This window comes from Streptomyces sp. NPDC001027 (assembly GCF_040299045.1).
Classification (GTDB): Bacteria; Actinomycetota; Actinomycetes; order Streptomycetales; family Streptomycetaceae; genus Streptomyces.
Genome location: NZ_JBEPBI010000002.1, coordinates 139950 through 165705, shown reverse-complemented (window position 1 = coordinate 165705; position 25756 = coordinate 139950). Strand labels below are relative to the sequence as shown.

The 25756-nt window shown below is 70.2% G+C and carries 19 protein-coding genes; 6 read left to right on the top strand and 13 right to left on the bottom strand.

The window, feature by feature from the left end; translation table 11 throughout:
- Window positions 1–66 precede the first annotated feature (66 nt).
- Window positions 67–1371, top strand: coding sequence for an HRDC domain-containing protein (locus tag ABT300_RS01845; protein ID WP_351670621.1), 1305 nt, complete (start codon window positions 67–69; stop codon window positions 1369–1371).
- Between the two features lie 86 nt (window positions 1372–1457).
- Here the strand turns inward: ABT300_RS01845 and ABT300_RS01840 are convergent, their stop codons facing one another.
- Genes ABT300_RS01840 through ABT300_RS01830 form a run of 3 tightly spaced genes read right to left on the bottom strand, consistent with a single transcriptional unit; the run spans window position 1458 to window position 4611 of the window.
- Window positions 1458–2288: a carbohydrate ABC transporter permease gene (locus ABT300_RS01840; RefSeq protein WP_351670618.1), complete on the bottom strand. Its 831-nt coding sequence runs from the start codon at window positions 2286–2288 to the stop codon at window positions 1458–1460.
- The gene (locus ABT300_RS01835; protein ID WP_351670615.1) at window positions 2285–3292 is read right to left on the bottom strand and encodes a carbohydrate ABC transporter permease; all 1008 of its coding nucleotides are present in this window, start codon (window positions 3290–3292) and stop codon (window positions 2285–2287) included. The genes ABT300_RS01840 and ABT300_RS01835 overlap by 4 nt, the downstream gene beginning before the upstream one ends.
- The gene (locus ABT300_RS01830) at window positions 3289–4611 is read right to left on the bottom strand and encodes an extracellular solute-binding protein (protein ID WP_351670612.1); all 1323 of its coding nucleotides are present in this window, start codon (window positions 4609–4611) and stop codon (window positions 3289–3291) included. Before ABT300_RS01830 ends, ABT300_RS01835 begins: the two co-directional genes overlap by 4 nt.
- 169 nt (window positions 4612–4780) lie before the next feature.
- Here ABT300_RS01830 and ABT300_RS01825 point away from each other — a divergent pair, with 169 nt between their 5' ends.
- The 4 genes from ABT300_RS01825 (at window position 4781) to ABT300_RS01810 (ending at window position 11742) form a co-directional block, all read left to right on the top strand.
- Window positions 4781–7201, top strand: a complete 2421-nt coding sequence (locus ABT300_RS01825; protein WP_351670608.1) for a glycoside hydrolase family 2 protein — start codon at window positions 4781–4783, stop codon at window positions 7199–7201.
- Window positions 7198–8235 (top strand): LacI family DNA-binding transcriptional regulator, encoded by a 1038-nt coding sequence (locus ABT300_RS01820; RefSeq protein ID WP_351670605.1) that lies wholly within the window; start codon window positions 7198–7200, stop codon window positions 8233–8235. Before ABT300_RS01825 ends, ABT300_RS01820 begins: the two co-directional genes overlap by 4 nt.
- A 157-nt stretch (window positions 8236–8392) precedes the next feature.
- Complete coding sequence (locus ABT300_RS01815; protein WP_319278193.1) at window positions 8393–9613, top strand: thiolase family protein; 1221 nt, start codon at window positions 8393–8395, stop codon at window positions 9611–9613.
- Window positions 9610–11742 (top strand): 3-hydroxyacyl-CoA dehydrogenase NAD-binding domain-containing protein, encoded by a 2133-nt coding sequence (locus ABT300_RS01810; RefSeq protein WP_351670601.1) that lies wholly within the window; start codon window positions 9610–9612, stop codon window positions 11740–11742. Before ABT300_RS01815 ends, ABT300_RS01810 begins: the two co-directional genes overlap by 4 nt.
- A 259-nt stretch (window positions 11743–12001) precedes the next feature.
- On the opposite strand, the gene ABT300_RS01805 is transcribed toward ABT300_RS01810, so the two are convergent.
- Both ABT300_RS01805 and ABT300_RS01800 read right to left on the bottom strand, forming a co-directional pair.
- Window positions 12002–12559, bottom strand: a complete 558-nt coding sequence (locus ABT300_RS01805; RefSeq protein WP_351670598.1) for a DUF3291 domain-containing protein — start codon at window positions 12557–12559, stop codon at window positions 12002–12004.
- A 319-nt stretch (window positions 12560–12878) separates the two neighbouring features.
- Window positions 12879–13895 (bottom strand): DUF8189 domain-containing protein, encoded by a 1017-nt coding sequence (locus ABT300_RS01800; RefSeq protein ID WP_351670595.1) that lies wholly within the window; start codon window positions 13893–13895, stop codon window positions 12879–12881.
- Between the two features lie 236 nt (window positions 13896–14131).
- On the opposite strand from ABT300_RS01800, the gene ABT300_RS01795 reads away from it, so the two are divergent.
- Window positions 14132–14503 carry a PIN domain-containing protein gene (locus ABT300_RS01795; RefSeq protein WP_351670592.1) on the top strand — a complete coding sequence of 124 codons (372 nt, stop codon included), beginning with the start codon at window positions 14132–14134 and terminating at the stop codon, window positions 14501–14503.
- 90 nt (window positions 14504–14593) lie between these two features.
- Here ABT300_RS01795 and ABT300_RS01790 read toward each other — a convergent pair whose 3' ends face one another.
- The 8 genes from ABT300_RS01790 to ABT300_RS01755 form a co-directional block, all read right to left on the bottom strand.
- The gene (locus tag ABT300_RS01790; RefSeq protein ID WP_351670589.1) at window positions 14594–16114 is read right to left on the bottom strand and encodes an amino acid permease; all 1521 of its coding nucleotides are present in this window, start codon (window positions 16112–16114) and stop codon (window positions 14594–14596) included.
- A gap of 157 nt (window positions 16115–16271) precedes the next feature.
- Window positions 16272–18191 carry a 1-deoxy-D-xylulose-5-phosphate synthase gene (gene dxs / locus ABT300_RS01785; RefSeq protein ID WP_351670645.1) on the bottom strand — a complete coding sequence of 640 codons (1920 nt, stop codon included), beginning with the start codon at window positions 18189–18191 and terminating at the stop codon, window positions 16272–16274.
- Window positions 18192–18423: 232 nt separating this feature from the next.
- Window positions 18424–19797 carry a sugar ABC transporter permease gene (locus tag ABT300_RS01780; protein ID WP_351670586.1) on the bottom strand — a complete coding sequence of 458 codons (1374 nt, stop codon included), beginning with the start codon at window positions 19795–19797 and terminating at the stop codon, window positions 18424–18426.
- Window positions 19794–20585, bottom strand: coding sequence for an ATP-binding cassette domain-containing protein (locus ABT300_RS01775; RefSeq protein ID WP_079041026.1), 792 nt, complete (start codon window positions 20583–20585; stop codon window positions 19794–19796). The genes ABT300_RS01780 and ABT300_RS01775 overlap by 4 nt, the downstream gene beginning before the upstream one ends.
- 314 nt (window positions 20586–20899) lie before the next feature.
- Window positions 20900–21988, bottom strand: coding sequence for a sugar ABC transporter substrate-binding protein (locus ABT300_RS01770; RefSeq protein WP_351670581.1), 1089 nt, complete (start codon window positions 21986–21988; stop codon window positions 20900–20902).
- A gap of 134 nt (window positions 21989–22122) precedes the next feature.
- Window positions 22123–23322: an ROK family transcriptional regulator gene (locus tag ABT300_RS01765; protein WP_351670578.1), complete on the bottom strand. Its 1200-nt coding sequence runs from the start codon at window positions 23320–23322 to the stop codon at window positions 22123–22125.
- A 555-nt stretch (window positions 23323–23877) separates the two neighbouring features.
- Window positions 23878–24810, bottom strand: a complete 933-nt coding sequence (locus ABT300_RS01760; protein ID WP_351670575.1) for a carbohydrate ABC transporter permease — start codon at window positions 24808–24810, stop codon at window positions 23878–23880.
- Window positions 24811–24812: 2 nt separating this feature from the next.
- Complete coding sequence (locus tag ABT300_RS01755; RefSeq protein ID WP_351670642.1) at window positions 24813–25739, bottom strand: carbohydrate ABC transporter permease; 927 nt, start codon at window positions 25737–25739, stop codon at window positions 24813–24815.
- Window positions 25740–25756: the final 17 nt, after the last annotated feature.

Below are 25756 nucleotides of genomic sequence, written 5' to 3'. Positions count from 1 at the left end.
CTCTACCCACCTGCCGACGGAACGTTCCGTCGGCGGGCGGCGTCGATACACGGATACCCTTGACAGGTGACCGACGCCCAAGAAACCGCAGCAGCCAGTTCACTGCGAACCACCGGAGGCGCCCCTCCGGACGAAGGCGGATCCACTGCTTCCGGGGTGCCGACACCTCTGCTCGAGCCACGCGAGGGCATTCCTGACGTGATCGCCGACGAGGCCTCCCTCGCCGCGGCCGTCGCCGCCTTCGCCGCAGGCTCCGGACCGGTCGCCGTCGACGCCGAGCGCGCCTCCGGGTACCGCTACGGACAGCGCGCCTATCTGGTGCAGCTGCGCCGCGAGGGCGCCGGCAGCGCGCTGATCGACCCGGTGGCCTGTCCCGACCTCTCCGCGCTCGGCGCGGCGCTGTCCGACGCGGAGTGGGTGCTGCACGCGGCCACCCAGGACCTGCCGTGCCTGCGGGAGATAGGCATGGTGCCGACGCGGCTGTTCGACACCGAGCTGGCCGGACGGCTCGCCGGGTTCCCGCGGGTCGGCCTCGGCGCGATGGTGGAGGGCGTACTGGGCTACGTCCTGGAGAAGGGTCACTCCGCGGTGGACTGGTCGACCCGGCCGCTTCCCGAGCCCTGGCTGCGCTACGCGGCCCTGGACGTGGAGCTCCTGGTCGACCTGCGCGACGCGCTGGAGAAGGAGCTGGACCGGCAGGGCAAGCTCGACTGGGCCCGTCAGGAGTTCCACGCGATCGCCTCCGCCCCGCCGCCCGAGCCCCGCAAGGACCCCTGGCGGCGTACGTCCGGGATGCACAAGGTGCGCCGGCGGCGGCAGCTGGGCGTCGTGCGGGAGCTGTGGGAGGCCCGGGACCGGATCGCCCGGCGGCGCGACGTGTCGCCGGGCAAGGTGCTGTCGGACGCGGCCATCGTGGAGGCCGCGCTCTCCCTCCCGGCGAACGCGCACGCGCTGGCCGCACTGGCCGGATTCGGGCACCGGATGGGGCGGCGGCAGCTGGAGCAGTGGCAGGCGGCGGTCGACCGGGCGAAGGCGCTGGGCGAGTCGCAGCTCCCCCAGCCGGGACAGCCGGTGACGGGCCCGCCGCCGCCGCGCGCCTGGGCCGACAAGGACCCCGCGGCCGCCGCCCGGCTCAGCGCGGCGAGGTCGGCGGTGTCGGCTCTGGCCGAGGAGCTGAACATGCCGCAGGAGAACCTCATCGCGCCGGACGCGGTGCGGCGGGTCTGCTGGGAGCCTCCGGCGGCCGACCCGGACGCGGTGACCAGGGCGCTCGCCGGATACGGAGCGCGTCCCTGGCAGGTGGAGCAGGTCGCGCCGGTGCTGGCCGCAGCACTGTCGGATAAGTCAGACACATCGGACAAGGGCGAGTGAGCGCGGCGGGCGTCGTGCAGGGCATGCCGGTCGCAGGCGGGCGGCACGGCCGCCCGTGCTGCGGCCGTGCTGCGGCCGTGGGCAGGTCACCTCGTCGCTCCTCTTGTGAAACCGTTGTAGATGTATTTCTGCAGGGCGAGGAAGACGATCAGGGTCGGCAGGATGACGAGCACCGCTCCTGCCGAGATCGTTTCCCAGTGGGCGGCGTAGGGGCCCTTGAAGCGGAACAGCGACGTCGAGATCACGCCAAGATCTTGTGACGGCATGTAGAGGAAAGGGATGTAGAAGTCGTTGTAGACGGCGATTCCCTTCACGATCACGACCGTCGCGATCGCCGGTTTCAGCAACGGAAAGATGATCTTCCGGTAGATCGTGAACGCGTTGGCGCCGTCGAGGCGGGCCGCTTCGTCCAGGGAGATCGGGATCGATCGCACGAACTGCAGGAAAATGTAGATCGAGACGATGTCCGTGCCCATGTAGAGGGCGATCGGCGCCCAGCGGGTGTCGAACATGCCGAGGCTGTGGACGATCTGGAAGGTGGCCACCTGGGTGGTCACCCCGGGGACCAGTGCGGCGACCAGGAACAGGGCGATCACCAGTTTCCGGAAACGGAAAGTGAAACGGTCGATCGCATACGCCGTCATGGATCCGATGAGAACGGTTCCGCCGACGGAGACCAGCAGGATGAAGGCGGTGTTGCCGAACGCCGTGAGCATCCCGCCGTCCCGGAACGCCGTCACGTAGTTGTCGAAGTTGAGCGGGTCGTCCGGGAGCGTGAGCGCTCCGCTGCCGGACGCCGTCTCGTTCTCGGTCTTCAGGGACGTCAGGACGACGACGCCCAGCGGGAGCAGCACCACCAGGGCCGCCCCGATCAGCGACAGGTACACGAGGGCGCGGGCAACGGCTCGGCGCGTCATACGAGGTCCACCCTGTCGTCGGGGACGAGGCGTCGCTGCACCCAGGTGACCAGCAGGATGATCAGCAACAGCACCACGGCCGCCGCCGAGGCGAGCCCCGTCTTGTTGAACTGGAAGGCCAGCTTGACGGTCTGGATCACGAAGGTCTCGGTGCCGGTCGCCCCGCCGGTCATGATGTACGGGATCTCGAAGGCCGACAGGGAGCCGGAGACGGAGAGGATCACCGTCAGGGTCAGCACCGGCTTGATGCCGGGGAGGATGACATAGCGGAACTGGTGCCACCGGCCCGCGCCGTCCAGCTCGGCCGCCTCGTACAGCTCCCCCGGGATGGACTGGATCGCGCCGAGGAACAGCACGAAGTTCATGCCGAGGTAGCGCCAGATCGAGACGCCGGCGAGCGAGACGTTCGCCGACTCGGGCGTGCCCAGCCAGGCGCGGTCGGTGTGGTGGCCGAACAGGCCCAGCACCGTGTCGAGGGTCCCGCCGTCCTGGAAGAAGTAGAGGAAGACGAAACCGATGGCCACGCCGTTGACCAGGGACGGGAAGAAGAGCACGCCCTTGAAGAAGTTCCGGAAACGGACGCTGAAACTCAGCACGGTCGCGAAGTACAGCGCGGCGACGATCTGGATCACCGAGGCGGCCAGGTAGTAACCGCTCACCCAGAACACCTGGAAGAGGTCCTCCCTGGTGAAGATCTCCGCGTAGTTCTCCGCGCCGGTGTAGTGCAGTTCGGGACTCACTCCGTCCCAGTCGGTGAAGCTGTAGGCGATCATGTTGGCGATCGGCGCGTAGGTGAACGTGATCAGCAGGGTGAGCGGGGCGAGCAGGAACAGCCAGGGGGTCAGCAGCCGCCAGGTGCGCGTGCGGCGCGGCGCCGCCGACGGGGCGGCGCGCCCCGAGACCCGCGCCACGGCCTCGGACTCGGCCTCCTCAGGGCCCTCGGGGCCCTCGGCGGGGGCCTTCCCGAAGCCCCGCGCCGGGGTGTGGGCGCCCGCGTGCGTCATCGGTCGCCCACGTTCGCCTGTGCGTCGGCCCACTTCTTGCCGAGCCCGGAGAGGAAGTCGTCGAGGCTGCCCTTCTTCGCGCCGCGCGCGAGGTCGACCAGGTCCTGGCGGTACTCGGGCTTGAAGACGCCGACCTCGGACCTGTCGTCGATGAGCTTGACCTTCGCGCCCGCGGAGTCGTCCAGCTCGATGAGCTTGACGCCCGCGTCCTCGTAGGGCTTCAGCACCGTGGGCATCGCCGCGTCCTTGAGGGGGGAGATGGCCAGGTTGTCCTTGTCGTAGCCGGACTTGTCGGTGAACCAGTCGATCCAGGCGCGGGCCGCCTCCTTGTGCTTCGAGTGCACGTTGACGGCCTGGTTGTAGTCGGGGCCGACGGTCGCGCAGTACGCCCCGCCCGTCTGCGCGGGAAACGGCATGAAACCGATGTCGTCCGGGTTCACGCCGGCCTTCTTGGCGGCGTCCTGGAACTGGATGATCGCCCAGGTGCCGAGCCACTGGGTGGCGATCTCGCCCTTGGCCGTGCGGGGCTTGGACTCCTCCCAGTTGCTGGTGGTGGGGTCCTTCTCGGCGAGGCCCTGCTTGACGATGTCGTACAGGAGCGTGTCGCCGACGCGCAGGTCGGAGCCCTGCGCCCACGGGTCGCCCTCGGCCAGCTTCGTGGTCGCCTGCGGGTCGCAGTGCACCGAGCCGTCGACGTAGGTCCACGAGGTGAGCGGCCACTGCGCGGCGAAGTTGGTGTAGTACGGCACCGCGTCGGTCTTGGCCTTGATCGCCTTGAGCCCGGCGAGGAACTCGGCCGGGGTGGTGGGCCACGCGGTGACCCCGGCCTCCTTCCAGATCCGCTTGTTGTAGACGAAGCCGGGCATCACGCCGACCGGGCTCTGGCCGTAGACCTTGCCGCTGACGGTGGTGAAGTCGGTGAAACGGTATTTCTTGCTGCGCTCGGCGGCGGTGCCGAGCGAGGCAAAGAACTTCGGGTAGTCGTTCTTCTTGATGACCGCGGGGATCAGCAGGACGTCGCCGTAGTCCTCCGTGTTCATACGGATCTTGATCTCGGCCTCGTAGTTGGTGAGGGCCTGGAACTCCACCTTGACCTTGGGATAGGTCCTGTTGAACGCGGCGGCGTACTTCTTCATCGTGCCGTCCTGCACGAGGTCGGTCCGCACGGTGAGGACCGTGATGGATCCGCTGACCTCGGCCGGGTCGTCGGGCGCCTCGGCGTCCGCGCCCTTCGTGCTTCCTCCGGCGCCGGTGCAGCCGGGGAGCAGCAGGGCGGCCGCGGCGATCGTGGCGAGGACGTGGATGGTGCGGCGGTTCATGTGCATCACTTCCGTTCGTGGGACGGATGAGCACGTGCGGGTGGGTCGGGGAGAGCGGGTTGGCTGATTCGGCACTCTGACAGCGCTTTCTCAACCGGTAAAGTCAGATTCCCGCCAACGAGGTTGAAACAGCGTTCACTTGCGGGCTTGACCGGTTTAGGGAGTGCGCATGCTGGAGGCCTCGTCACTCGACGACGGATGGCAGTTGCGGCACGGGGACAGGAGGCTGCCGGCCGTGGTGCCGGGCTGTGTGCACACCGATCTGCTCGCCGCCGGGGTGATCCCGGACCCGTTCCTGGGGCGGGCCGAGACCGAGGTCGCGTGGGTGGGCCGGCGGGAGTGGACGTACGAGACGCAGGTGTCGTCCGTGTCCTCGGGGCACGAGCAGACCGATCTGGTCTTCGACGGGCTCGACACGGTCGCCGAGATCACCTTGGACGGTCGTCTCCTCGGCCGGGTGCGGAACATGCACCGCGCGTACCGCTTCGACGTGACGGGCCTCAGCGGCGCCCTGGCCGTCCGGTTCGTCTCCGCGTACGCCGAGGCGGAGGCCGTGCGGGGCAAGGTCGGCGACCGTCCCGGGGCCTACCCGGAGCCGTACCAGTACCTGCGCAAGATGGCCTGCTCGTTCGGCTGGGACTGGGGGCCCACGCTGGTGACGGCCGGGATCTGGCGGCCGGTGCGGCTGGAGCGCTGGTCGACGGCGCGGCTCGCCCGGGTGCGCCCGCTGGTGACGGTCGAGGGGGGCGTCGGCGTCGTCGAGTTGCGGGTGGAGGTGGAGCGGACCCGGGTGGAGGCGGGTCTCGTGCTGGAGGCCCGGGTGGGGGGACGGCGGGCGCGTGCCGAGGTGACGGGCACACAGGGCGTGGTACGGGTGGAGGTGCCGGACGCCGACCTGTGGTGGCCCCGAGGCTACGGCGAACAGGCTCTGCACGACGTGGAGTTGACGCTGCACCACGGAAGCGCGCCGCTCGACGTCTGGCGGCGGCGGGTCGGTTTCCGCAGCGTCGAGCTGGACACGTCCGCCGATGCGCACGGGAGCGGTTTCACCCTCGTGGTCAACGGGGAGCGGCTCTTCGCGCGGGGGGTGAACTGGATCCCGGACGACGTGTTTCCCTCCCGGGTGACCCGGGAGCGTTACCGGAAGCGGTTGCGGCAGGCGGCCGACGCGGGGGTCGACCTGGTCCGGGTGTGGGGCGGCGGCATCTACGAGAGCGAGGACTTCTACGACGCCTGCGACGAGCTGGGGCTGCTGGTCTGGCAGGACTTCCCGTTCGCGTGCGCGGCCTACCCCGAGGAGCAGCCGTTGCGGTCGGAGGTGGAGGCGGAGGCCCGGGAGAACGTCGTACGGCTGATGCCGCATCCCTCGCTCGTGTTGTGGAACGGCAACAACGAGAATCTGTGGGGTTTCCGGGACTGGGGCTGGGAGGAGCGTCTCGGCGGGGATTCCTGGGGCGAGGGCTACTACCTGGGGGTGCTGCCGAGAGTGGTCGCCGAGCTGGATCCGACGCGGCCGTACACGGCGGGCAGCCCGTGGTCGGGGTCCTGGGAGCGCCATCCGAACGATCCGGCGCACGGCACGCACCACTCGTGGGAGGTGTGGAACCGGCGGGACTACGCCGAGTACCGCAGTGAAGTGCCGCGGTTCGTGGCCGAGTTCGGCTGGCAGGCGCCGCCCGCGTACGCCACGCTGCGGCGGGCGCTGCCGGGCGAGGAGCTGGCGGCGGACTCCCGCGGCATGCTCCACCACCAGAAGGCGGAGGACGGCGACGGCAAGCTGGAGCGGGGTCTCGCCCCGCATTTCGCCCTGCCCCACGGGGACTTCGACCGGTGGCACTATCTGACCCAGGTCAACCAGGTGCGGGCGGTGGCGGCCGGGATCGAGCACTGGCGGTCGCACTGGCCGGTGTGCGCGGGCACGATCGTCTGGCAGCTCAACGACTGCTGGCCGGTGACGTCGTGGTCGGCGATCGACGGGGACGGGCGGGAGAAACCGCTCTATCACGAGTTGCGGCGGCTGTACGCGGACCGGTTGCTCACGGTGCAGGTGCGCGAGGGGCGGATGGTGGTGGCCGCCGTCAACCAGTGCGGGGACCGGTGGGCGGGCACGCTGAGGCTGCGCCGGCTGTCCGTCGAGGGCGAGGTGATCGGCTCCGCCGAGCTGCACCTGGCGGTGGGCGCACGGGAGGTGGGGCTGGCGCCGGTGCCGGCCGGGCTGGAGCCCGACGGGCCGAAGGAGTTCCTGGTGGCGGACGCGTCGGCGCCGTTGCGCACCGGCGGGGCCGACACGGGCCGTGCGGGCGGGGGCGCGCTGCGGGCCGTGCACTTCCCGGCGCCGGACCGGGAGATCCCCTGGCCGCAGCCCGAGTTCGACGTGTCCGTGGGCCCGGACGGCGTCACCGTTGTCGCGCGGACCCTGGTGCGGGACCTGCTGCTGCAGGCCGACCGGCTCGACCCGGGGGCGCGGGCCGACCGCGGTCTCGTCACGCTGCTCCCCGGGGAACGGGTGACCATCGGCGTGCGGGGCTGGGAGAATCCGGACGCCGCAGCCGCCCGGGCCGCGCTTCACTGCCAGGAGCCACCGCGATGACCGCCTCCCCGGCGTCCCGGGTCACCATCAAGGACGTCGCCGCGCGCGCGGGGGTGTCCAAGGGCGCGGTGTCCCTCGCGTTCAACCGCAAGCCGGGGCTGTCGGACGCGACCCGGGACCGGATCTTCGCCGCGGCGCGGGAGCTGGGCTGGGAACCGAACCTGACGGCCCGGTCGCTGTCGAGCTCGCGGGTGGACGTGGTGGGTCTCGCGATCTGCCGGCCGGCCCGGATGCTGGGTCTGGAGCCGTTCTACATGGACTTCGTCTCCGGGGTGGAGAGCGTGCTGACCGAGCATTCCTGCTCGTTGCTGCTGCGGCTGGTGCGCAGCGTCGAGGAGGAGGCGGGGCTTCAGGAGTCGTGGTGGCGGGGCCGGCAGATCGGCGGGTCGATCCTGGTGGACTTCCGGGCGGACGATCCCCGGGTGGCGACGGTCGAGCGGCTCGGGATGCCGGTGGTCGCCGTCGGGCATCCTTCGCTGACCGGGGGCCTGACCTCGGTGTGGACCGACGACGCGACGGCCGTGACGGAGGCGGTGCGCTACCTCGCGGCGCTCGGGCACCGGCGGATCGCCCGGGTGGGGGGCGCGGCGTCGCTCGGGCACACGGTGATGCGGACGGCCGCGTTCGACGCGGCGGCGCGGCGTCTCGGGCTGGCCGGCGCCCGGCAGGTCGCGACGGACTACTCCGGGGAGGCGGGGGCGCGGGCCACTCGGTCGATGCTGACCGCCGCCCCGCCGGACCGCCCTACGGCAATCGTTTACGACAACGACATCATGGCGGTGGCGGGGCTGGCGGTGGCGGCCGAGATGGGGCTCGCCGTGCCGGGTGACGTCTCCCTGCTCGCCTGGGACGACTCGCAGCTGTGCCGGCTCACTCATCCGACGCTCTCCGCGATGAGCCATGACGTGCACGGTTTCGGCGCGGAGGCCGCGCGGACGCTGTTCGGGGTGCTCACGGGGGCGGGTCCCGGGTCGCATCCGGTGCCGACTCCGGTACTCACGCCGAGGGGCTCGACGGCCCCGCCGCGGGCCTGAGCCGGAGTGATCGCGCAGACTCTTCGGGTGTGACGTTCGCCGCTCCTCCCGGGAGGGGTGTGCAGCTACGTTACCCACAAGTAGCATGGGCGCTGAGCGCGTGCTCAGCGCTTGCGTGTCGCAGCAGTGCCATCCCGCACCCTGGAGGAGAGCCATCGTGCCTCGTACCGTCAGGGACGTCGTCTTCGTAGACGGCGTCCGTACCCCGTTCGGCAAGGCGGGCCCGAAGGGCATCTACCACGAGACCCGCGCCGACGACCTCGTCGTCAAGGCGATCCGGGAGCTGCTGCGCCGCAACCCCGGCCTGGACCCCGCGAAGATCGACGAGGTCGCCATCGCGGCGACCACGCAGATCGGCGACCAGGGCCTGACCATCGGCCGCACCGCCGGCATCCTGGCGGGGCTGCCGACCTCGGTGCCCGGTTACTCCATCGACCGTATGTGCGCCGGCGCCCTGACGGCCGTCACCTCGGTCGCCGGCTCGGTCGCCTTCGGCGCGTACGACGTCGCCGTGGCCGGCGGCGTCGAGCACATGGGCCGCCACCCGATGGGCGAGGGCGTGGACCCCAACCCGCGGTTCGTCAGCGAGAAGCTGGTCGACGAGTCCGCCCTGTTCATGGGCATGACGGCGGAGAACCTGCACGACCGCTACCCCCAGATCACCAAGCAGCGCGCCGACGAGTACGCGGTGCGCTCCCAGGAGAAGGCCGCCAAGGCGTACGCCAACGGCAAGATCCAGGCCGACCTGGTGCCGGTCTCGGTGCGCCGCACCAACCCGGAGGCCGGTGAGACGGGCTGGGGCCTGGTCACCGCCGACGAACCGATGCGTCCGGGGACGACGCTGGAGAACCTCTCCGGTCTCAAGACCCCGTTCCGTGTGCACGGCCGGGTCACCGCCGGAAACGCGGCCGGCCTGAACGACGGCGCAACCGCTTCCCTGATCGCTTCCGAGGACTTCGCTCGGGAGAACGGCCTGCCGGTCAAGATGCGCCTCGTCGCGTACTCCTTCGCGGGCGTCGAGCCGGAGGTCATGGGCTACGGCCCGATCCCGGCCACCGAGAAGGCCCTCGCGCAGGCGGGTCTGTCCATCTCGGACATCGGTCTGTTCGAGATCAACGAGGCCTTCGCCGTCCAGGTGCTGGCCTTCCTCGACCACTACGGCATCGCCGACGACGACGAGCGCGTCAACCAGTACGGCGGCGCGATCGCCTTCGGCCACCCGCTCGCCTCCTCCGGCGTCCGTCTGATGACGCAGCTGGCCCGCCAGTTCGAGGAGCAGCCGGGCGTCCGCTACGGCCTGACCACGATGTGCGTCGGCTTCGGCATGGGCGCGACGGTCATCTGGGAGAACCCGCACTTCGACGGAGGCGACAAGTGAGCACCACCACCGCTGAGCTTCTGAAGGGCGCGGCCGAGCTGTTCCCGGACGAGGTCGTCACGCAGGCGCACGTACGCCACCTGGACCTGCCGTTCGGCGCGGGGCGCTTCGCCCTGATCACGCTGGACAACGGTTTCGACCACACCAAGCCGACCACCTTCGGCCCGCAGTCGCTGGCCAACCTCGACCTGGCGATCGACCAGGTCGAGAAGGAGGCCGCGGCGGGCGAGATCGTCGGCGTCGGCGTCACCGGCAAGCCGTTCATCTTCGCCGTCGGCGCGGATCTGAAGGGCGTCGAGCTCCTCAAGGAGCACAAGGACGCGCTCGCCATCGGCAAGGGCGGCCACGAGGTCTTCAAGCGCCTCGCGGGTCTCGCGGCGCCGACGTTCGCGTACTACAACGGCGCGGCGATGGGCGGCGGCGTCGAGGTCGGTCTGCACTGCCGGTACCGCACGGTGTCCGCGGCGCTGCCCGCGTTCTCGCTGCCCGAGGTCTTCCTCGGTCTGGTCCCCGGCTGGGGCGGCTGCACCCTGCTGCCGAACCTGATCGGCGCGGACAAGGCCGTCTCGGTGATCATCGAGAACTCGCTCAACCAGAACAAGCAGCTCAAGGGCGTGCAGGTCTACGAACTGGGCATCGCCGACGCCCTGTTCGAGGGCGCCGACTTCCTGGAGCAGTCGCTGATCTGGACGGCGTCCGTCCTCAAGGGCGAGATCGTCGTCGAGCGCCCGGTGATCGACCGCGGCGAGGCGTGGGACCAGGCCGTCGCACGCGGCCGGTTCGTCGCGGACAGCAAGGTGCACGGGGCCGCCCCGGCCGCCTACCGCGCGCTGGACATCATCGCCGCCGCCAAGAACGGCGACCTCCAGCAGGGCTACGACGCCGAGGACGTCGCGCTCGCCGACCTGATCATGGGCGGTGAACTGCGCTCCGGCATCTACGCGTTCAACCTGGTGCAGAAGCGCGGCAAGCGTCCGGCCGGCGCCCCGGACAAGTCCCTGGCCCGTCCGGTCACCAAGGTCGGCGTGGTGGGCGCGGGCCTGATGGCCTCGCAGCTCGCGCTGCTGTTCCTGCGCCGCCTCGAAGTGCCGGTCGTGCTGACCGACATCGACCAGGAGCGCGTCGACAAGGGCGTGGGCTACGTCCACGCCGAGATCGACAAGCTGCTCGCCAAGGGCCGTGTCAACCAGGACAAGGCCAATCGCCTCAAGGCGCTGGTGTCCGGTGTGCTGGACAAGGCCGAGGGCTTCTCCGACGCGGACTTCGTCATCGAGGCCGTGTTCGAGGAGATCGGCGTCAAGCAGCAGGTGTTCGCGGAGGTCGAGGCGGTCGCCCCGGCGCACGCGATCTTCGCGACGAACACCTCCTCGCTGTCGGTCTCCGAGATGGCGTCGAAGCTGAAGCACCCCGAGCGGGTCGTGGGCTTCCACTTCTTCAACCCGGTCGCGATCCTGCCGCTGCTGGAGATCGTCCGCGGCGAGCAGACCGACGACGCCTCGCTGGCCACGGCCTTCGCCGTCGCCAAGAAGCTGAAGAAGACCGCGGTGCTGGTGAAGGACGCCCCGGCGTTCGTCGTGAACCGCATTCTCACCCGTTTCATGGGCGAGGTGCAGAGCGTCATCGACGAGGGCACCCCGGTCGAGGTCGCGGAGAAGGCGGTGGAGCCGCTCGGCCTGCCGATGTCCCCGCTGGTGCTGCTCGAGCTGGTGGGCCCCGCGATCGGTCTGCACGTCTCGGAAACGCTCAATCGCGCGTTCCCGGACCGTTTCACGGTCTCCCCGAACCTCGCGGCCGTCGTCAAGGCGGGCAAGCGCGGCTTCTACGTGTACGACAGCGGCAAGCCGGAGCTGGACCCGGAGGTCTCGGCGCTCCTGCAGCAGGGCGACAGCGTCCTGACCGAGGAGCAGGTGCGGGCCCGCGTCCTGGACGCGGTGGCGCAGGAGATCGGGCTCATGCTCGACGAGGGCGTCGTCGCCGAGGCCCAGGACATCGACCTGTGCCTCATCACCGGCGCCGGCTGGCCCTTCCACCTGGGCGGCATCACGCCGTACCTGGACCGCGAGGGCGTCTCCGAGCGGGTGAACGGCAAGAAGTTCCTGGCGCCGGGTGTCGCGTCGGTGCCGGCGTAACCGCTGCCGTAAGAGTTGCTGCGGCCGAAACGGCTGCAACGGCTGCAACGGACCGTAACAGTCGTAACCGCTTACGGCCCGTCTCCGGTCTCCGGGGGCAGGGCGACGTGAAGAGGGCCTCCGCTCACGGCGGGGGCCCTCTCTCGTGGAGCCCTCGCCCTAACCGACTGGCCGGCGTGGACGCCTCGACGGCTGGACGGGTGGCCGGCACGACGGCTGGACGGCCGTGGCCCTGGACGGGCGACGACCTGTCACCGAGTCAGTGGACCCGGTCGCTCGTCGGCCCGATGCCTCTGATCCCGGTCGGGGTTCCGTCCGGGGCGAACGGGCGGTGGAAGGTGAAGGCGTGCGGCGCGGGGCCGTGGTCGTCGAGGTGCTCCAGCCGGGAAACCCCGTCCTGCCAGGTGGGTGTCACACCGTCAAGGACCCACCAGAACGCGTGATTCGGGTGCGGTGTCCGCTCGAACCAGTCGGCACGCCTTTTCAGCGCGTCGCGGTGCGGGCCGGTGTGGACGGCGTCGAAGGCGGGGCGCAGGCCGGTCCAGAGGGAGAGGGTCGCGGCCAGGGCGGTGGTCTCCCGTGTCCGGCCCTTGCCGTACCAGGCCGGTACGGCGAACTGTCCCCACGCGCCCCAGTCCGCCTCGAAGAGCGTGCCCCGTTCGCCGGGTGCCGCTTCGGCGTGCGCGAGGTAACCGGGGTGCCGACCGATCTTCTGGTAGACGGCCTCACCGACGTCGTAGAAGTCGCGCGTGAGCGGTGCGGGATCGACGAGAGGCGACTTCAGGACGCCGAAGGTGTACAGAGCGAGACGAGGCATGTGTCTCTTCCTGGTCGGGGGTGCCTGGGCGCAGAGCTGGGTCGGTGGCTTGCGCAGCGGGCCGGGGATCCGGGGGACGTGCTCGTAGGGGGTGCTCGCGCGATGTGCTCGTGGGAGGTGCCGACTCGTTCCGTCTCCGGCGCCTCGGCCATGGGAGACCCAAGGCCGACCGTGGGCGGCCGCCGGAGGCCAGGTGAAGGTAGCCGCCCTGGTGGGGGCTTGTCGAAGTTGCGGTTTCCCTGTCCGCGTGGCCTCCCGCACAGGTTTCCGGGGGGCGCTGGGCGAGGGGGCTGGGCGCCGAGGGGGCGGTCCGGCCGGCTCAGACCGTCTGCCAGGCCGTGAGGGCCAGGCCCGGCTCGTCCTTGCGGCGGGTGAGCTGCAACAGGCCGGTCGACGGGGACAGGGCGGCCGCGACCACCCGGTCCTCGTGGTCCTTCGCGAGCGCCACGCCTGCGTCGGCGGGCAGTTGGGGGCCGGACTCGGTCCACCAGGCGCCGGCCGACTCCTGTTCGGTCGGATAGGCGGCGAACGCGACGCGGCCGCTCGCGGAGCGCTGGGCGAGCAGGGTGCAGTCGTGGTCGTCGATCCGGGTGCGGATCGCGGCGACCGGGCCGGGTCCGGCGGCGGCGAGCAGGGCGACGGGCTCGGATCCGGGACGCAAGGCGCACAGGTCGCCGGCGTCGTCCGTGTAGAAGAGCGTGACGTGGTCCGCCGAGGTGGCCAGCGCCCGCAGCGTGCCGGGCCGCACGGGCGTCTTGACCGGCTCGCGCAGCACCGGCTGGGCGCCCGGCTCCTCCTGCCGCCAGTGCAGCAGACCGTCGGACCCGACGGCGAACGCCTCTACGCGGCCCGAGGCCCCCGCCGCCGCGGCGGGCGGCCCCTCGACGTCCTGTCCCTTCAGGTCGCGCCAGGGGTCCCAGCCGCCCTTCTCCTTCTGGGCGACCATGGACAGTCCGGCGCCGGCGTTGCGGACGAAGACGTGCGCGCGTCCCTGGGCGTCCACGGCGACCGCGGGCGTTCCGGTCCGGCCGCCCTTCTTGTCGGGATGGCCGACCGGGGACCAGTCCAGCGGGGCGAGGAGGGGCCGGAAGTGCGTCGAGTGCACCAGCGCCGCCGCCTCCCCCGCGGTGGGCCGCCAGGACGCCAGGTGGGCGTAACCGTTCGCGCCCTGTCCGACGGCGAGGACCTGGCGCGGTCCCTGGTCCCCGCCTATCCGGCGGGGCGCCTCCCAGGGGCCGCCGGGGACGTGTTCCGCCCGGCACAGGACGGCGTCGTCCGACATCACATAGACAGCCAGCCGCCCGTCGCGGCCGCGTATGAGCCAGTCGCCGTTCACCCGATCACTTTATGCCGGGGGCCGGAGGACGCCCGCTGCGGGTCGCGTCCCCGATCTCGTGCGCCGATCTCGTCCGCAGATCTCGTCCGTCGCCCCCCGTGCGTCGCTCCCGTCCGCAGGCCCTGTTCGCGGGTCCTGACCGAGTCCGGGATGCGGGTGCTGTGCTCGCGGGGGTCGTCGCGGGTCGCGTCCGCCCGATCTCATCCGTCGCTCCCGTCCGTGCGACGCTGGTCGGCATGGACGACAACACCGCGCTGCTCGTGATCGTCGACGCCGCGAACGTCGTCGGATCGGTCCCCGACGGATGGTGGCGGGACCGGCGGGGCGCGGCGGAGCGGTTGCGCGACCGGCTGGTCGCGGACGGACTGCCGGGGCACTCCGGGCCCGTGGACATCGTCCTCGTCGTCGAGGGCACGGCCCGTGGTGTGGAGTCCGCGCCGGGCGTACGGGTGGAGGCGGCCCCCGGCAGCGGGGACGACCGTATCGTCGAACTGGTCGCCGAGGCCGCCGGCCGCCGCCGTCTGGTCGTCACCGCCGACCGCGAGCTGCGCCGCCGTGTGACGGACCTCGGCGCGGAGGTCACGGGCCCGCGCGCGGTACGCGGCTGAGCCGACGGCGTACGGCGCGGGGGCGAAGCGGTGCGGCCGCGAGCCCGGCGCCGGGCGGGCAGCCGTCGGAGCCGGGCTCGGGGGTGTGCGTCATACGGGGCCGGCGCCGCCCGGGCCCGGGGTGGGGGCGGCGGGCGAATCGGCTCGTGCGAGGCGGCTGTGCGAGCGGCCGTAGAGGAAGTAGACGACGCATCCGATGACCATCCAGATGCCGAACCGCAGCCAGGTCTCGGCGGGCAGGTTGAGCATCAGCCAGAGCGAGGCGAGCACCGACAGGATCGGGACGAACGGCACCCACGGGGTGCGGAAGGCTCGGTGCAGGTCGGGGCGGGACCTGCGCAGGAGGACCACGCCGATCGCGACGACCACGAAGGCGAACAGGGTGCCGATGTTGACCAGCTCGGCGAGTTCGCTCAGCGGGGTGAAGCCGGCGACGATCGCGATGATCACGCCGAGCAGGACGGTGGGCCGGTGGGGGGTCTTGTAGCGCGGGTGGACGTGGGAGAAGAAGCGGGGCAGCAGTCCGTCCCGGCTCATCGCGAAGAAGACGCGGGTCTGGCCCAGCAGCAGGATCATGCAGACGGTGGTGAGGCCGACGGCCGCGCCGAAGCTGATGAAGCCCGCGAACCAGGGGTGTCCGGTGGCCTTGAAGGCGTCGGCGAGCGGGGCGGTGATGGACAGCTTGGTGTAGTGCTCCATGCCCGTGACGACGATCGACACCAGTACGTACAGGGTGGTGCAGATGATGAGGGAGCCGATGATGCCGCGGGGCATGTCCCGCTGCGGGTGCTTGGTCTCCTCCGCGGCGGTGGCGACCACGTCGAAGCCGATGAAGGCGAAGAACACCACCGAGGCGGCGGTGAAGATGCCCATGACGCCGAAGTTGGAGGGGGCCCAGCCGAACATCAGCTGGATGAGCGGGGAGTTCAGGCCGCCGCCGGCCTCCACGGCCTGCGCCTTGGGAATGAACGGGTCGTAGTTGTCGCCCTTGATGAAGAAGGCGCCGGCGATGATCACGGTCAGCACGACCGTCACCTTGATGGCGACCACGATCGAGGTCACGCGCGCGGAGAGCTTGGTGCCGAGCACGAGGATGGCGGTGAGCACCAGGACGAGCGCGGCGGCGAGGATGTCGAAGCCGAAGCCGTGGGCTCCGTCGCGGCTGCCGAGCGCCGCCGGCAGGTGCCAGCCGGCGTTGTCCAGCAGGGAGGCGATGTAGCCGGACCAGCCGACGGCGACCACCGCGGTGCCGAGCGCGAACTCCAGGACGAGGTCCCAGCCGATGATCCAGGCGGGCAGTTCGCCGAGGGAGGCGTAGGAGAAGGTGTACGCGGAGCCCGCAACGGGGACGGTGGAGGCGAACTCGGCGTAGCAGAGCGCGGCGAGCGCGCAGACGACTCCGGCCACCACGAAGGCCAGGGCCACGGCCGGGCCGGCGTTGTTCTTGGCGACCGTGCCGGTGAGGACGAAGATGCCGGTGCCGATGATGACGCCGACGCCGAAGACGGTCAGGTCGAGCGCGGACAGGGATTTCTTGAGCGCGTGCTCGGGCTCCTCGGTATCGAGGATGGACTGCTCGACCTTCTTCGTCCGGAAGAGGGTGCTGCTCACGGGGTACCTCCCACGCTGTGTCGTCCTCGACATGATCGAGAGGGGGCGTAGACCGTATGCCCCGCCGCGGGCCGGTTAACGCGAATGGACCGGTTCCACCACTCTTCACAGTGGTGGAACCGGTCCATCCGGGCGGCTCGGGTCGCCTGCGGCCGTGTCAGTCGCGGGCGGGCTCCACGGACTCGGCGGCCGCGCTGCCGTACCGTCCGTCGAGCTTGGAGACGAGGCCGGTGACCTGCCGCGCGATGTCGGGCGCGGTGAGGCCGATCTCGGCCATGACCTCGGCGCGGGAGGCGTGGTCGAGGAAGCGGGGCGGGATGCCGAAGTCGCGCAGCGGGACGTCGACGCCCGCGTCGCGCAGGGCCTGGGAGATCGCCGATCCGACGCCGCCGACGCGGGAGTTGTCCTCGACGGTGACGACCACGCGGTGCCGCTCGGCGAGCGGGGCCATGGCCTCGTCGACGGGCTTGACCCAGCGCGGGTCGACGACCGTGGCGGTGATGCCCTGCCGGTCGAGGAGGGTGGCGATCTCCAGGCACATCGGGGCGAGCGCACCGACGGAGACCAGCAGTACGTCGGGGGTGTCGACGCCGCTCTCGCGCAGCACGTCCATCCCGCCGACGCGGCCCACGGCGGGCACGGCGGGGCCGACGGCGCCCTTGGAGAAGCGGACGACGGTCGGCGCGTCGTCGACGGCGACGGCCTCGCGCAGCTGGGCGCGGACCTGGTCGGCGTCGCGCGGGGCGGCGAGCCGCAGGCCCGGGACGACCTGGAGGATGGACATGTCCCACATGCCGTTGTGGGAGGCGCCGTCGGTGCCGGTGACTCCCGCCCGGTCCAGTACGAAGGTCACACCGCACTTGTGGAGGGCGACGTCCATGAGGACCTGGTCGAAGGCACGATTGAGGAATGTGGCGTACACCGCGAACACCGGATGCACTCCGCCGTGGGCCAGGCCCGCCGCGGACACCGCGCCGTGCTGCTCGGCGATGCCGACGTCGTAGACACGGTCGGGGAAGGCCTTGGCGAACTTGTCGAGGCCGACCGGCTGGAGCATGGCGGCGGTGATCGCGACGATGTCGGCGCGCTCCTCGCCGAGCCTGACCATCTCGTCGCCGAAGACGGACGTCCAGTCGGCGCCGGAGGTGGCGATCGGCAGGCCGGTGTCGGGGTGGATCTTGCCGACGGCGTGGAAGCGGTCTGCCTCGTCCTGGAGGGCGGGCTGGTAGCCGCGGCCCTTCTCGGTCAGGCAGTGCACGATCACGGGGCCGCCGAAGCGCTTGGCGCGGGCCAGCGCGGACTCCAGCGCCTCGATGTCGTGGCCGTCGATCGGTCCGACGTACTTGAGGCCGAGGTCCTCGAACATGCCCTGGGGGGCGATGAAGTCCTTCAGGCCCTTCTTGGCGCCGTGCAGGGTCTCGTAGAGCGGTTTGCCGACGACGGGCGTGCGCTCGAGGAGGTCCTTGCCGCGGGCGAGGAAACGCTCGTAACCGTCTGTCGTGCGCAGGGTGGCGAGGTGGTTGGCGAGGCCGCCGATGGTCGGCGCGTACGAGCGCTCGTTGTCGTTGACGACGATGACCAGGGGGCGGTCCCCGTCGGCGATGTTGTTCAGGGCCTCCCAGGCCATGCCGCCGGTGAGCGCGCCGTCGCCGATGACCGCCACGACGTGGCTGTCGCGTTCGAGGATCTGGTTGGCCTTGGCGATGCCGTCGGCCCAGCCGAGCACCGTGGAGGCGTGGCTGTTCTCGATGACGTCGTGCTCGGACTCGGCCTGCGAGGGGTAGCCGGACAGGCCGCCCTTCATCTTCAGCCGGGAGAAGTCCTGTCGGCCGGTGAGCAGCTTGTGCACGTAGGACTGGTGTCCGGTGTCCCACAGGACCTTGTCCTTGGGCGACTCGAAGACCCGGTGCAGGGCGAGGGTGAGCTCGACCACGCCGAGGTTGGGGCCGAGGTGGCCGCCGGTCTTGGAGACGGCGTCCACGAGGAAGGTGCGGATCTCCCCTGCCAGCTGGTCCAGCTCCTCCAGGCTGAGCCGGTCCAGATCGCGCGGTCCCCTGATGCGGGTCAGCAGCGGCACCCGTGCCTCCTTGCAGTAAAAGCTGATCGAGCTGTTGCCGGGCTTGTCGAGTCTAATGTTCCGCCGGGGCGGCCGGAGTCCGGCCCGTGCGTCATACGTCACCCGAACGGCCGTACCCACGATCGGCCGCCCCCATGACACGACTGTGCCCGGCGTCTGAACGGACGCCGGGCACAGGGGGTCGTGCGGGTTCGTACGGGACGTACGGGTCGTACGGGGTCGTGCGGCGGGGCTAACCTCGGCCGGCCGCCTTCTGGCTCTTGCGGGACACCGAGTCGATGACGACGGCGCCGAGCAGAACACCACCGGTGATCATGTACTGGATCGAGGTGTTCATGTTCAGCAGGTCGAGACCGGTCCGGATCGACTGGATGACCAGCATGCCGAGGAGGGCGGACCAGACGGTGCCGCGGCCGCCGAAGAGGCTGGTGCCGCCGATGACGGCCGCCGCGATGGCGAGCATCAGCGTGTCGCCGGCGCCGGCGCTCAGCGACGCTCCCGCGGTCTGGCCGGCGAAGAACATGCCGCCGACCGCCGCGAATCCGCCGGAGATGGCGAACACGGTGATCCGGACCATCGGCACGTTGATGCCGGCCCGGCGGGCGGCCTCGATGCCGCCGCCGACCGCGAACACCTTGCGGCCGTACGTGGTGCGACGCAGCACGAAGTCCACGACCACCAGCGCGGCCAGGAAGATGACCAGGGCGTTAGAGACGCCGGAGGCGTTGTTCAGCACCGCGGCGGAGGCGAATGCCGCGACGGCGAGAGCGCCCACGCGCAGCAGGATCTCACCGGTCGCCCGGTGCGGGACGCCCGCGGCCCGGCGGCGGCGCTGCTCGCCGAAGTTGCCGACCAGCGACAGCACGACGGCCAGGCCGGCCAGCAGGTAGGCCCCGATGATGGCCTGGTCCATGAAGAAGGAGTTCTGGCCGAGCAGGTGGATCGGGCCGGAGTCCGACGGCAGGTTGATCGTGCCGTTGGAGCCCAGCAGCCACAGCATCAGACCGTTCCAGGCGAGGAGACCCGCCAGCGTGACCACGAAGGCCGGTACGCCGATCTTCGCGAAGAACCATCCGTGCAGGGCGCCGATGGCGATGCCCGTGATGACGGTCAGGGCGAGCGCCAGCCATGGGTTCATGCTGTGGTCCACGACGAACACGGCGAACACCGCGGACGCCAGACCGCTGACGGAGCCGACCGACAGGTCGATCTCGCCGAGCAGCAGCACGAACACCAGGCCGATGGCGAGCATGCCGGTGGCCGAGAGGAAGTAGCTGATGTTGGAGAGGTTGTCGGCGCTGAGGAAGCGGTCGTTCTTCAGCTGGAAGATCGTCCAGATGACGATCAGGCCGAGGACGACCGGGAGCTGACCGAGCTCTCCGCTCTTGACCTTGCGCTTGAACTCGGTGACGTAGCCCTTGAGGCCCTCCTCGCGGACCAGCAGTCGCGGGTCGACGACGGATACGGGCGCGGCCGTGGGGTCGTCGGCGGGCGCGACGGTCGTCTGGTCCTCGACGACGCCCTGGGTCTTCTCGAGCTTCGCGCCCGTCTCCGCCTTGCCGGACTCTGTGGAGTCGCTCTTCACGGTCTTCGACGTGTCGCTCACTTGGCCGCCTCCGCGGTGCGACGCCCCGCACGACGGGTCACGGCGTTGTCCGTGGCACCGGTGATCGCGGCGATGATCTCTTCGTGGCTGGTGTCCTTCACGGGGAAGGAGCCGTTGTTCTTGCCCAGACGCAGGACGGCGACGGTGTCCGCGACCGCCTTGACGTCGGCCATGTTGTGGCTGATGAGGATGACGCCGAGGTTGCGCTCGCGAAGCCGCTCGACCAGGTCGAGGACCTGCGCCGTCTGCTCGACGCCGAGCGCCGCGGTGGGCTCGTCGAGGATGACGACCTTCGGGTCGCCGATCAGCGCACGGGCGATCGCGACGACCTGGCGTTGACCGCCGGAGAGGCTCGCGATCGGGATGCGGACGCTCGGGATGCGGATGGAGAGCGTGGAGAGCAGCTCGCGGGCGTTCTTCTCCATCGACACCTCGTCGATGACGCCTCGGCGCAGCAGCTCCCGGCCGAGGTACAGGTTGCCCACGACGTCGAGGTTGTCGCAGAGTGCGAGGTCCTGGTAGACCGTCGCGACGCCGAGTCCCTGGGCGTCGTGCGGCTTGTCGATGCTGACCGGCCGGCCCTCCCACTCGATGACGCCCTCATCGATGGGGTGGACACCGGCGATCGTCTTGACCAGGGTCGACTTCCCTGCGCCGTTGTCGCCCACCAGGGCGACCACTTCTCCGGCGTGGACCTCCAGCTCGACGTCGGTGAGTGCCTGCACCGCACCGAATCGCTTGGAGACTCCGCGCAACGCCAGCACGGGCGTAGCGGACACGTGAACCATCTCCTTCGCCGCCTGACCGGCGGGGATGCCGCGCGCAAAGAACAGGCGCGGAGGGATGTGGACGACGGCGCGGGACGCGACGTCGACGCACGAGGTTTACAAGATGAACATGCGTGAATCCGCTGCACTTGGCAACGGTTCTCTCGCTGAGCAGCGGTTCCGTCCGACGCCCGCCCCGGCAGCGGGGTGTGAAGGTGGGGCAGGCGTCGGACAGGTCTCACGGGACCGCGGGACGGTCGGCGGTCCCGAGGGCCGGCTGCGGGACGCGGCGCGGCGTGCGGCGCGGCCGGGCGGGCCCTCGGGACCGGGAGCCGCTACTGGAGGCCGGCGGCCTTGCAGGCGGCGGCGTACTCGGGGGTGCAGATGTCGGCGACGGTGTAGAGACCGTCCTTGACGACCGTGTCCTTGATGTTGGCCTTGGTGACCGACACCGGGGTCAGCAGCTGCGAGGGGACCTTGTCGCCGGAGCCGCTGGTGAGCGTCTCGGAGGCGGTGCCCTTGATGTCCTTGCCGTTGAGCAGGTCGACCGCGAGCTGGGCGGCGGCCTCGGCCTCCGGCTTGAAGGCCTTGTAGACGGTGGAGGACTGGGTGCCGGCGACGATGCGCTGGATGCCCGCGAGCTCCGCGTCCTGACCGGTCAGCGGGATGCCGCTGATCTTCGCGCCCTTGAGGGTGTTGGCGATGCCACCGGCCATGCCGTCGTTGGCGGCGTAGACGCCCGCGATGTTCTTGGCGCCCAGCTGGGTGATGGCCGCGGACATCTTCTGGGCGGCGACGGTGTCCTTCCAGAGGCCGGACTGCTCGTAGGCGATGTCGACCTTGCCGTCGAGGATCTTGTGCGCACCCTGCTTGAACTGGCCGGCGTTCGGGTCGGCGTCGTCACCGTTGATCATGACGATCTTGGAGGTGGGGGTCGCCTTCGCGCCGAGGGCGTCGAGCAGGGCCTGGCCCTGGAGCTCGCCGACCTTGACGTTGTCGAAGGAGACGTAGGCGCTGACCGGGCCCTGGGCGAGACGGTCGTACGCGACGACCTTGACGCCCTTGTTGACCGCGGACTGGATCGAGGACTTGATCGCGGCGGAGTCCTGGGCGGAGATCACGATGACCTTCACGCCCTTGGTCACCATGCTGCTGACCTGCTGCGCCTGCTTGGCCGGGTCGGCCGCGGCGTTGGCGTACTCGAGCTTGCAGTCGGAGCAGAGCGCCTTGACCTTGGCGTCGAAGTACGGCTTGTCGAACTTCTCGTACCGCGCGGTGACGCTGTCGGGAAGCAGCAGGCCGATGGACTTGTCGCCCGAGCTGCTGCTGCCGGAGTCGCTGTCCTTGTCGTCGCCCGCCTTGCCGCATGCGGCAATCGACAGCGCCATGGACACGGCGGTGGCGCCGATCACGACTCTACGCATCGTTGCGTTCATTGGGGTGTGCCTCCCTGACAGGGCCGCAGCGCTGCGGCCGAGGTGGCTCGAAGTCAACTCGGCCGCAAGTTCGGCGTCAAGAAGTAAATACTTAACGAGATGGCAACGGCGTCATGCGTTCTCTAAGTGAAGACAGGTGTCGCTGCAGTCAGGGTGCCGTCCAAAAGGGTCGAATCGCCCATCTCGCTCAGTGCGAGAGCGAGCGCTCCGAGCACCTCCGCACGACCCCCAAGTGCCCCTGGGAGAACGGAGAGTTGACGCGCCGCACTCGGGATCGCATAGCGGCCGACGGACTCCCTTATCGGACCGAGCACCAGCTCTCCCGCCTCGGCGAGATCACCGCCCAGGACGACCCGGCTCGGGTTCAGCAGATTGCAGAGATTGGCCACTCCACTGCCGACGTGTCGGCCGACGTCGGCGATCACCCGACGACAGCCCGGATCACCGTCCCTGGCCAGCCGCACGACGCCTTCCATCGTCAGATCCGTGCCGTGGCTGGACTGGAGGAGCGGGAGCACATAGCGCGCGGCCGCGAAGGTCTCCAGGCAGCCCCGGTTTCCGCAGCGGCAGACCGGGCCGGACTCGTCAAGTGTAATATGCCCGATTTCTCCTGCGGTTCCGCCGGGTCCGCGGTAGATCTTGCCCTCGATCACCAGGCCGGCTCCGACACCGCTCGCGACCTTGATGTACGCCAGGTCGCGCACGCCCCGGCCGCTGCCCCAGACCATCTCGCCGAGGGCCCCGAGGTTGGCGTCGTTGTCCACGTGCACCGGCACACCGAGCCGGCCTCTCATCTCCTGCGCCGGCCTGGTGCCGATCCAGCCGGGCAGGATGGCGGACGAGCCGAGCGTGCCGGACTCCAGATCGATCGGCCCGGGCACGCCCAGGCCGACTCCCGCGATCTTCGCGCGGTCCACCCCGGTGGCTTCGATCAGACGGCTGACCAGCTGTTCCGCCCGGTCGAAGCCCTGCGTCGACGAGGCGTCCACGTCCAGCGGCTCGGACTCCTCCGCGAGGACCTGATGGGCCAGGTTGCCCACGGCCACCCGGAGGTGCGTATGCCCGAAATCGACTCCTATGACGATCCCGGCGTCGCCGCTCAGACTGACGCTGCGGGCCCTTCGCCCGCCGGCCGAGGTGGGCGTCACCTCCACGGTGCCGCCGTCCTTCAACTCGCGCACGATGTTGGAGACGGTCGCGGCGGACAGGCCGGTGGCCCGGGCGATCTCCGCCTGTGTGAGGGACCCGGCCAGACGCACGGCGCGTACGACCCGCTCCAGGTTGGCTCGGTGCAGCGACGACTGCGACCCCGGAGTCTCCACGACGACCTCCTGCGCGCGGGGCCGCATCGATGAGACCCCGTCTATGTCCAACTAGTGAACTCTAAGCTGAGCCGTTCGCGTTGCCTCCCGTCAAGAGGTTGAACAGTATCCGCCCGGTTGCAGAGAGACACGGAGTGTGGCGAAACGATCGGTAACGGACGGTACGGAGGCGGGCGCAGGGGGTTGCGCATCGGCTCACGCAACGGATCGCGCAACGAATCGCGCGCCGGGATGCGGACGCCCGGAGCACGCCTCGGGGGGCCTTCGCCGCCGGGCGAGCGCCCGCGACATGGCCGGTGGCATGACGACCGTGTGGCGGGCCACCGGGTGCGGCGGCCGGTCGGAGTCGCCGACCGGACGCCGCTGGTGCGGTGCGGCGCAGTTCGGCGGGCGGACCCCGGCCCGAGGGTTCGGCGGGCGGACCGGGCCCGAGGGGCGCGGGTGGCGTCGGGGGCGCGGGCCGCGGGTGGCCCTGCGGGCGGCTGAGCCTCAGGGGCGGGCGGCTCGTCGGTCGTCCGTCCGGTGGGGCGGTGCGCCAGCGGCTCCGGACGGGTCCTACTTCAGCGCGCCCGCCGTCAAGCCCTGCACCACCTGACGCTGGAAGACGACGTAGGCGGCCAGCACGGGCAGCATGGCCATCACCAGACCCGCGAAAAGGCCCGACCAGTCACCCTTGTAACCCTGGCTGACGGCGAGTTGCACCAGGCCCTGGGTGAGGACGCGCTTGTCGGGGTCCGTGTTGAGGACCGTCGGCAGCATGTACTGGTTCCACTGACCCAGAAAATTGAAGATGCCGACGCTGATCAGGGCGGGCCTGGCCATCGGCAGCATGATCTGGAAGAACGTACGGCTGTGCGAGGCGCCGTCCACGAAGGCCGCCTCCGCGACGGACGAGGGCAGCGTGCGAAAGAAGGCCGTCAGGAAGAAGACCGTGAACGGCAGCGAGTACGCGATGTAGACGAGGATCAGGCCGTGGATGGTGTTCAGCAGTCCCATGTTGTTCACGACGAAGAACAGCGGCACCAGCGCCAGCATGATCGGAAAGCTCATGCCCCCGACGAACAGAAAGTAGATGAACCGGTTGCCGGGGAAGTCGAAACGGGCCAGCACGTAGGCGGCCATGGAGCCGAGCGCCAGCGTGCCGACGAGCGAACCCCCCACCACCAGGACGGTGTTGAAGAAGTAGTCGCCCATGTCGGCCTCGGTCCAGGCCCGCGACCAGTTGTCGAAGTGCAGCCGGTCCGGCAGCGACCAGGGCGAACCGAAGATGGAGCTGTCGTCCTTGAAGGACGTCATCACCGCCCAGAGCAACGGCAGCACGACCATCACCGCCCAGATGACCAGAACGCCATGAGAAAAGACGTTGAGGACGTTTCCTTGCGGTTTCTTCCCGGCGGGCGGCTTCCCGGACCGCACGTCGACCTCGGTGACGACGAGGCCGGAGCCGGACTCGGCCGGCCGGGGCGCGGGGCTTTCGGTCGTCTTCATCGTCAGTACTCCAGCCGCTCGCGTCGCCCGAGCCGCATCACGACCGCGGCGAAGGCCAGCGTCACGACGAGCAGGGCGACGCCGATGGTGGTGGCGTAGGCGGCCTGACCGTCCCGGAACGCCTTCTGGTACGCGTACAGGACCATGACGGTGGTCGAGTAGTCGGGTCCGCCCGGTCCGGTCGTCATGATCTGCACGACCGCGAACGACTCGGCGCCGAGCGCGAGGATGCCCATGTAGACCCAGCCGGACTGCACCGTGTCCCACAGCAGCGGCAGGGTGATCCGGAAGAAGGTCGTGGCCCGGTTCGCGCCGTCCAGCAGGGCGGCCTCGTACAGGTCCGCCGGGATGGACGCCATGCCCGCCGAGAACAGCACCACGAAGAAGCCGACCGTGGACCAGACGAGCACGGCCGTCACGCACCACAGGGCGAGGTCCGGATCGCCGAGCCACAGAGGCTGGACGCCGTCCAGTCCGATGCCCCGCAGGAACGAGTTGACGGCGCCGCTGTCCGGGTTGTAAGCGAAGGCGAACAGCAGCGCGACGATGGCGATCGAGAGCACCTGCGGGAAGAAATACACGATCTTGTAGAAGGAGGAGCCCCGGACGCCGGAGACGACGGGGCCGCCCTTTCTTCTCCGCCCACCGACATTGATCATGAAGGCGAGGAACAGCGCCAGACCGATCGTCACCAGGGGCACCACGAGCGCGAACAGCAGGCTGTGCTGCAAGGACTTCCAGAAAATGTCGTCGTCCAGCATTCTGCGGTAATTGTCCAGGCCGACCGTTTTGAATTCGGGGCTCAGGCCGGTCCAGTCCGTGAACGAGTAGTAGATCGACTGGACGAACGGCCACACCACGAAGAGCGCGTACAGAGCGAGGGGCGCCGCCAGGAACCCCACGATGAAACGGTACTTGCCGTGCTGCATCGCCACCCCGGTGCTTC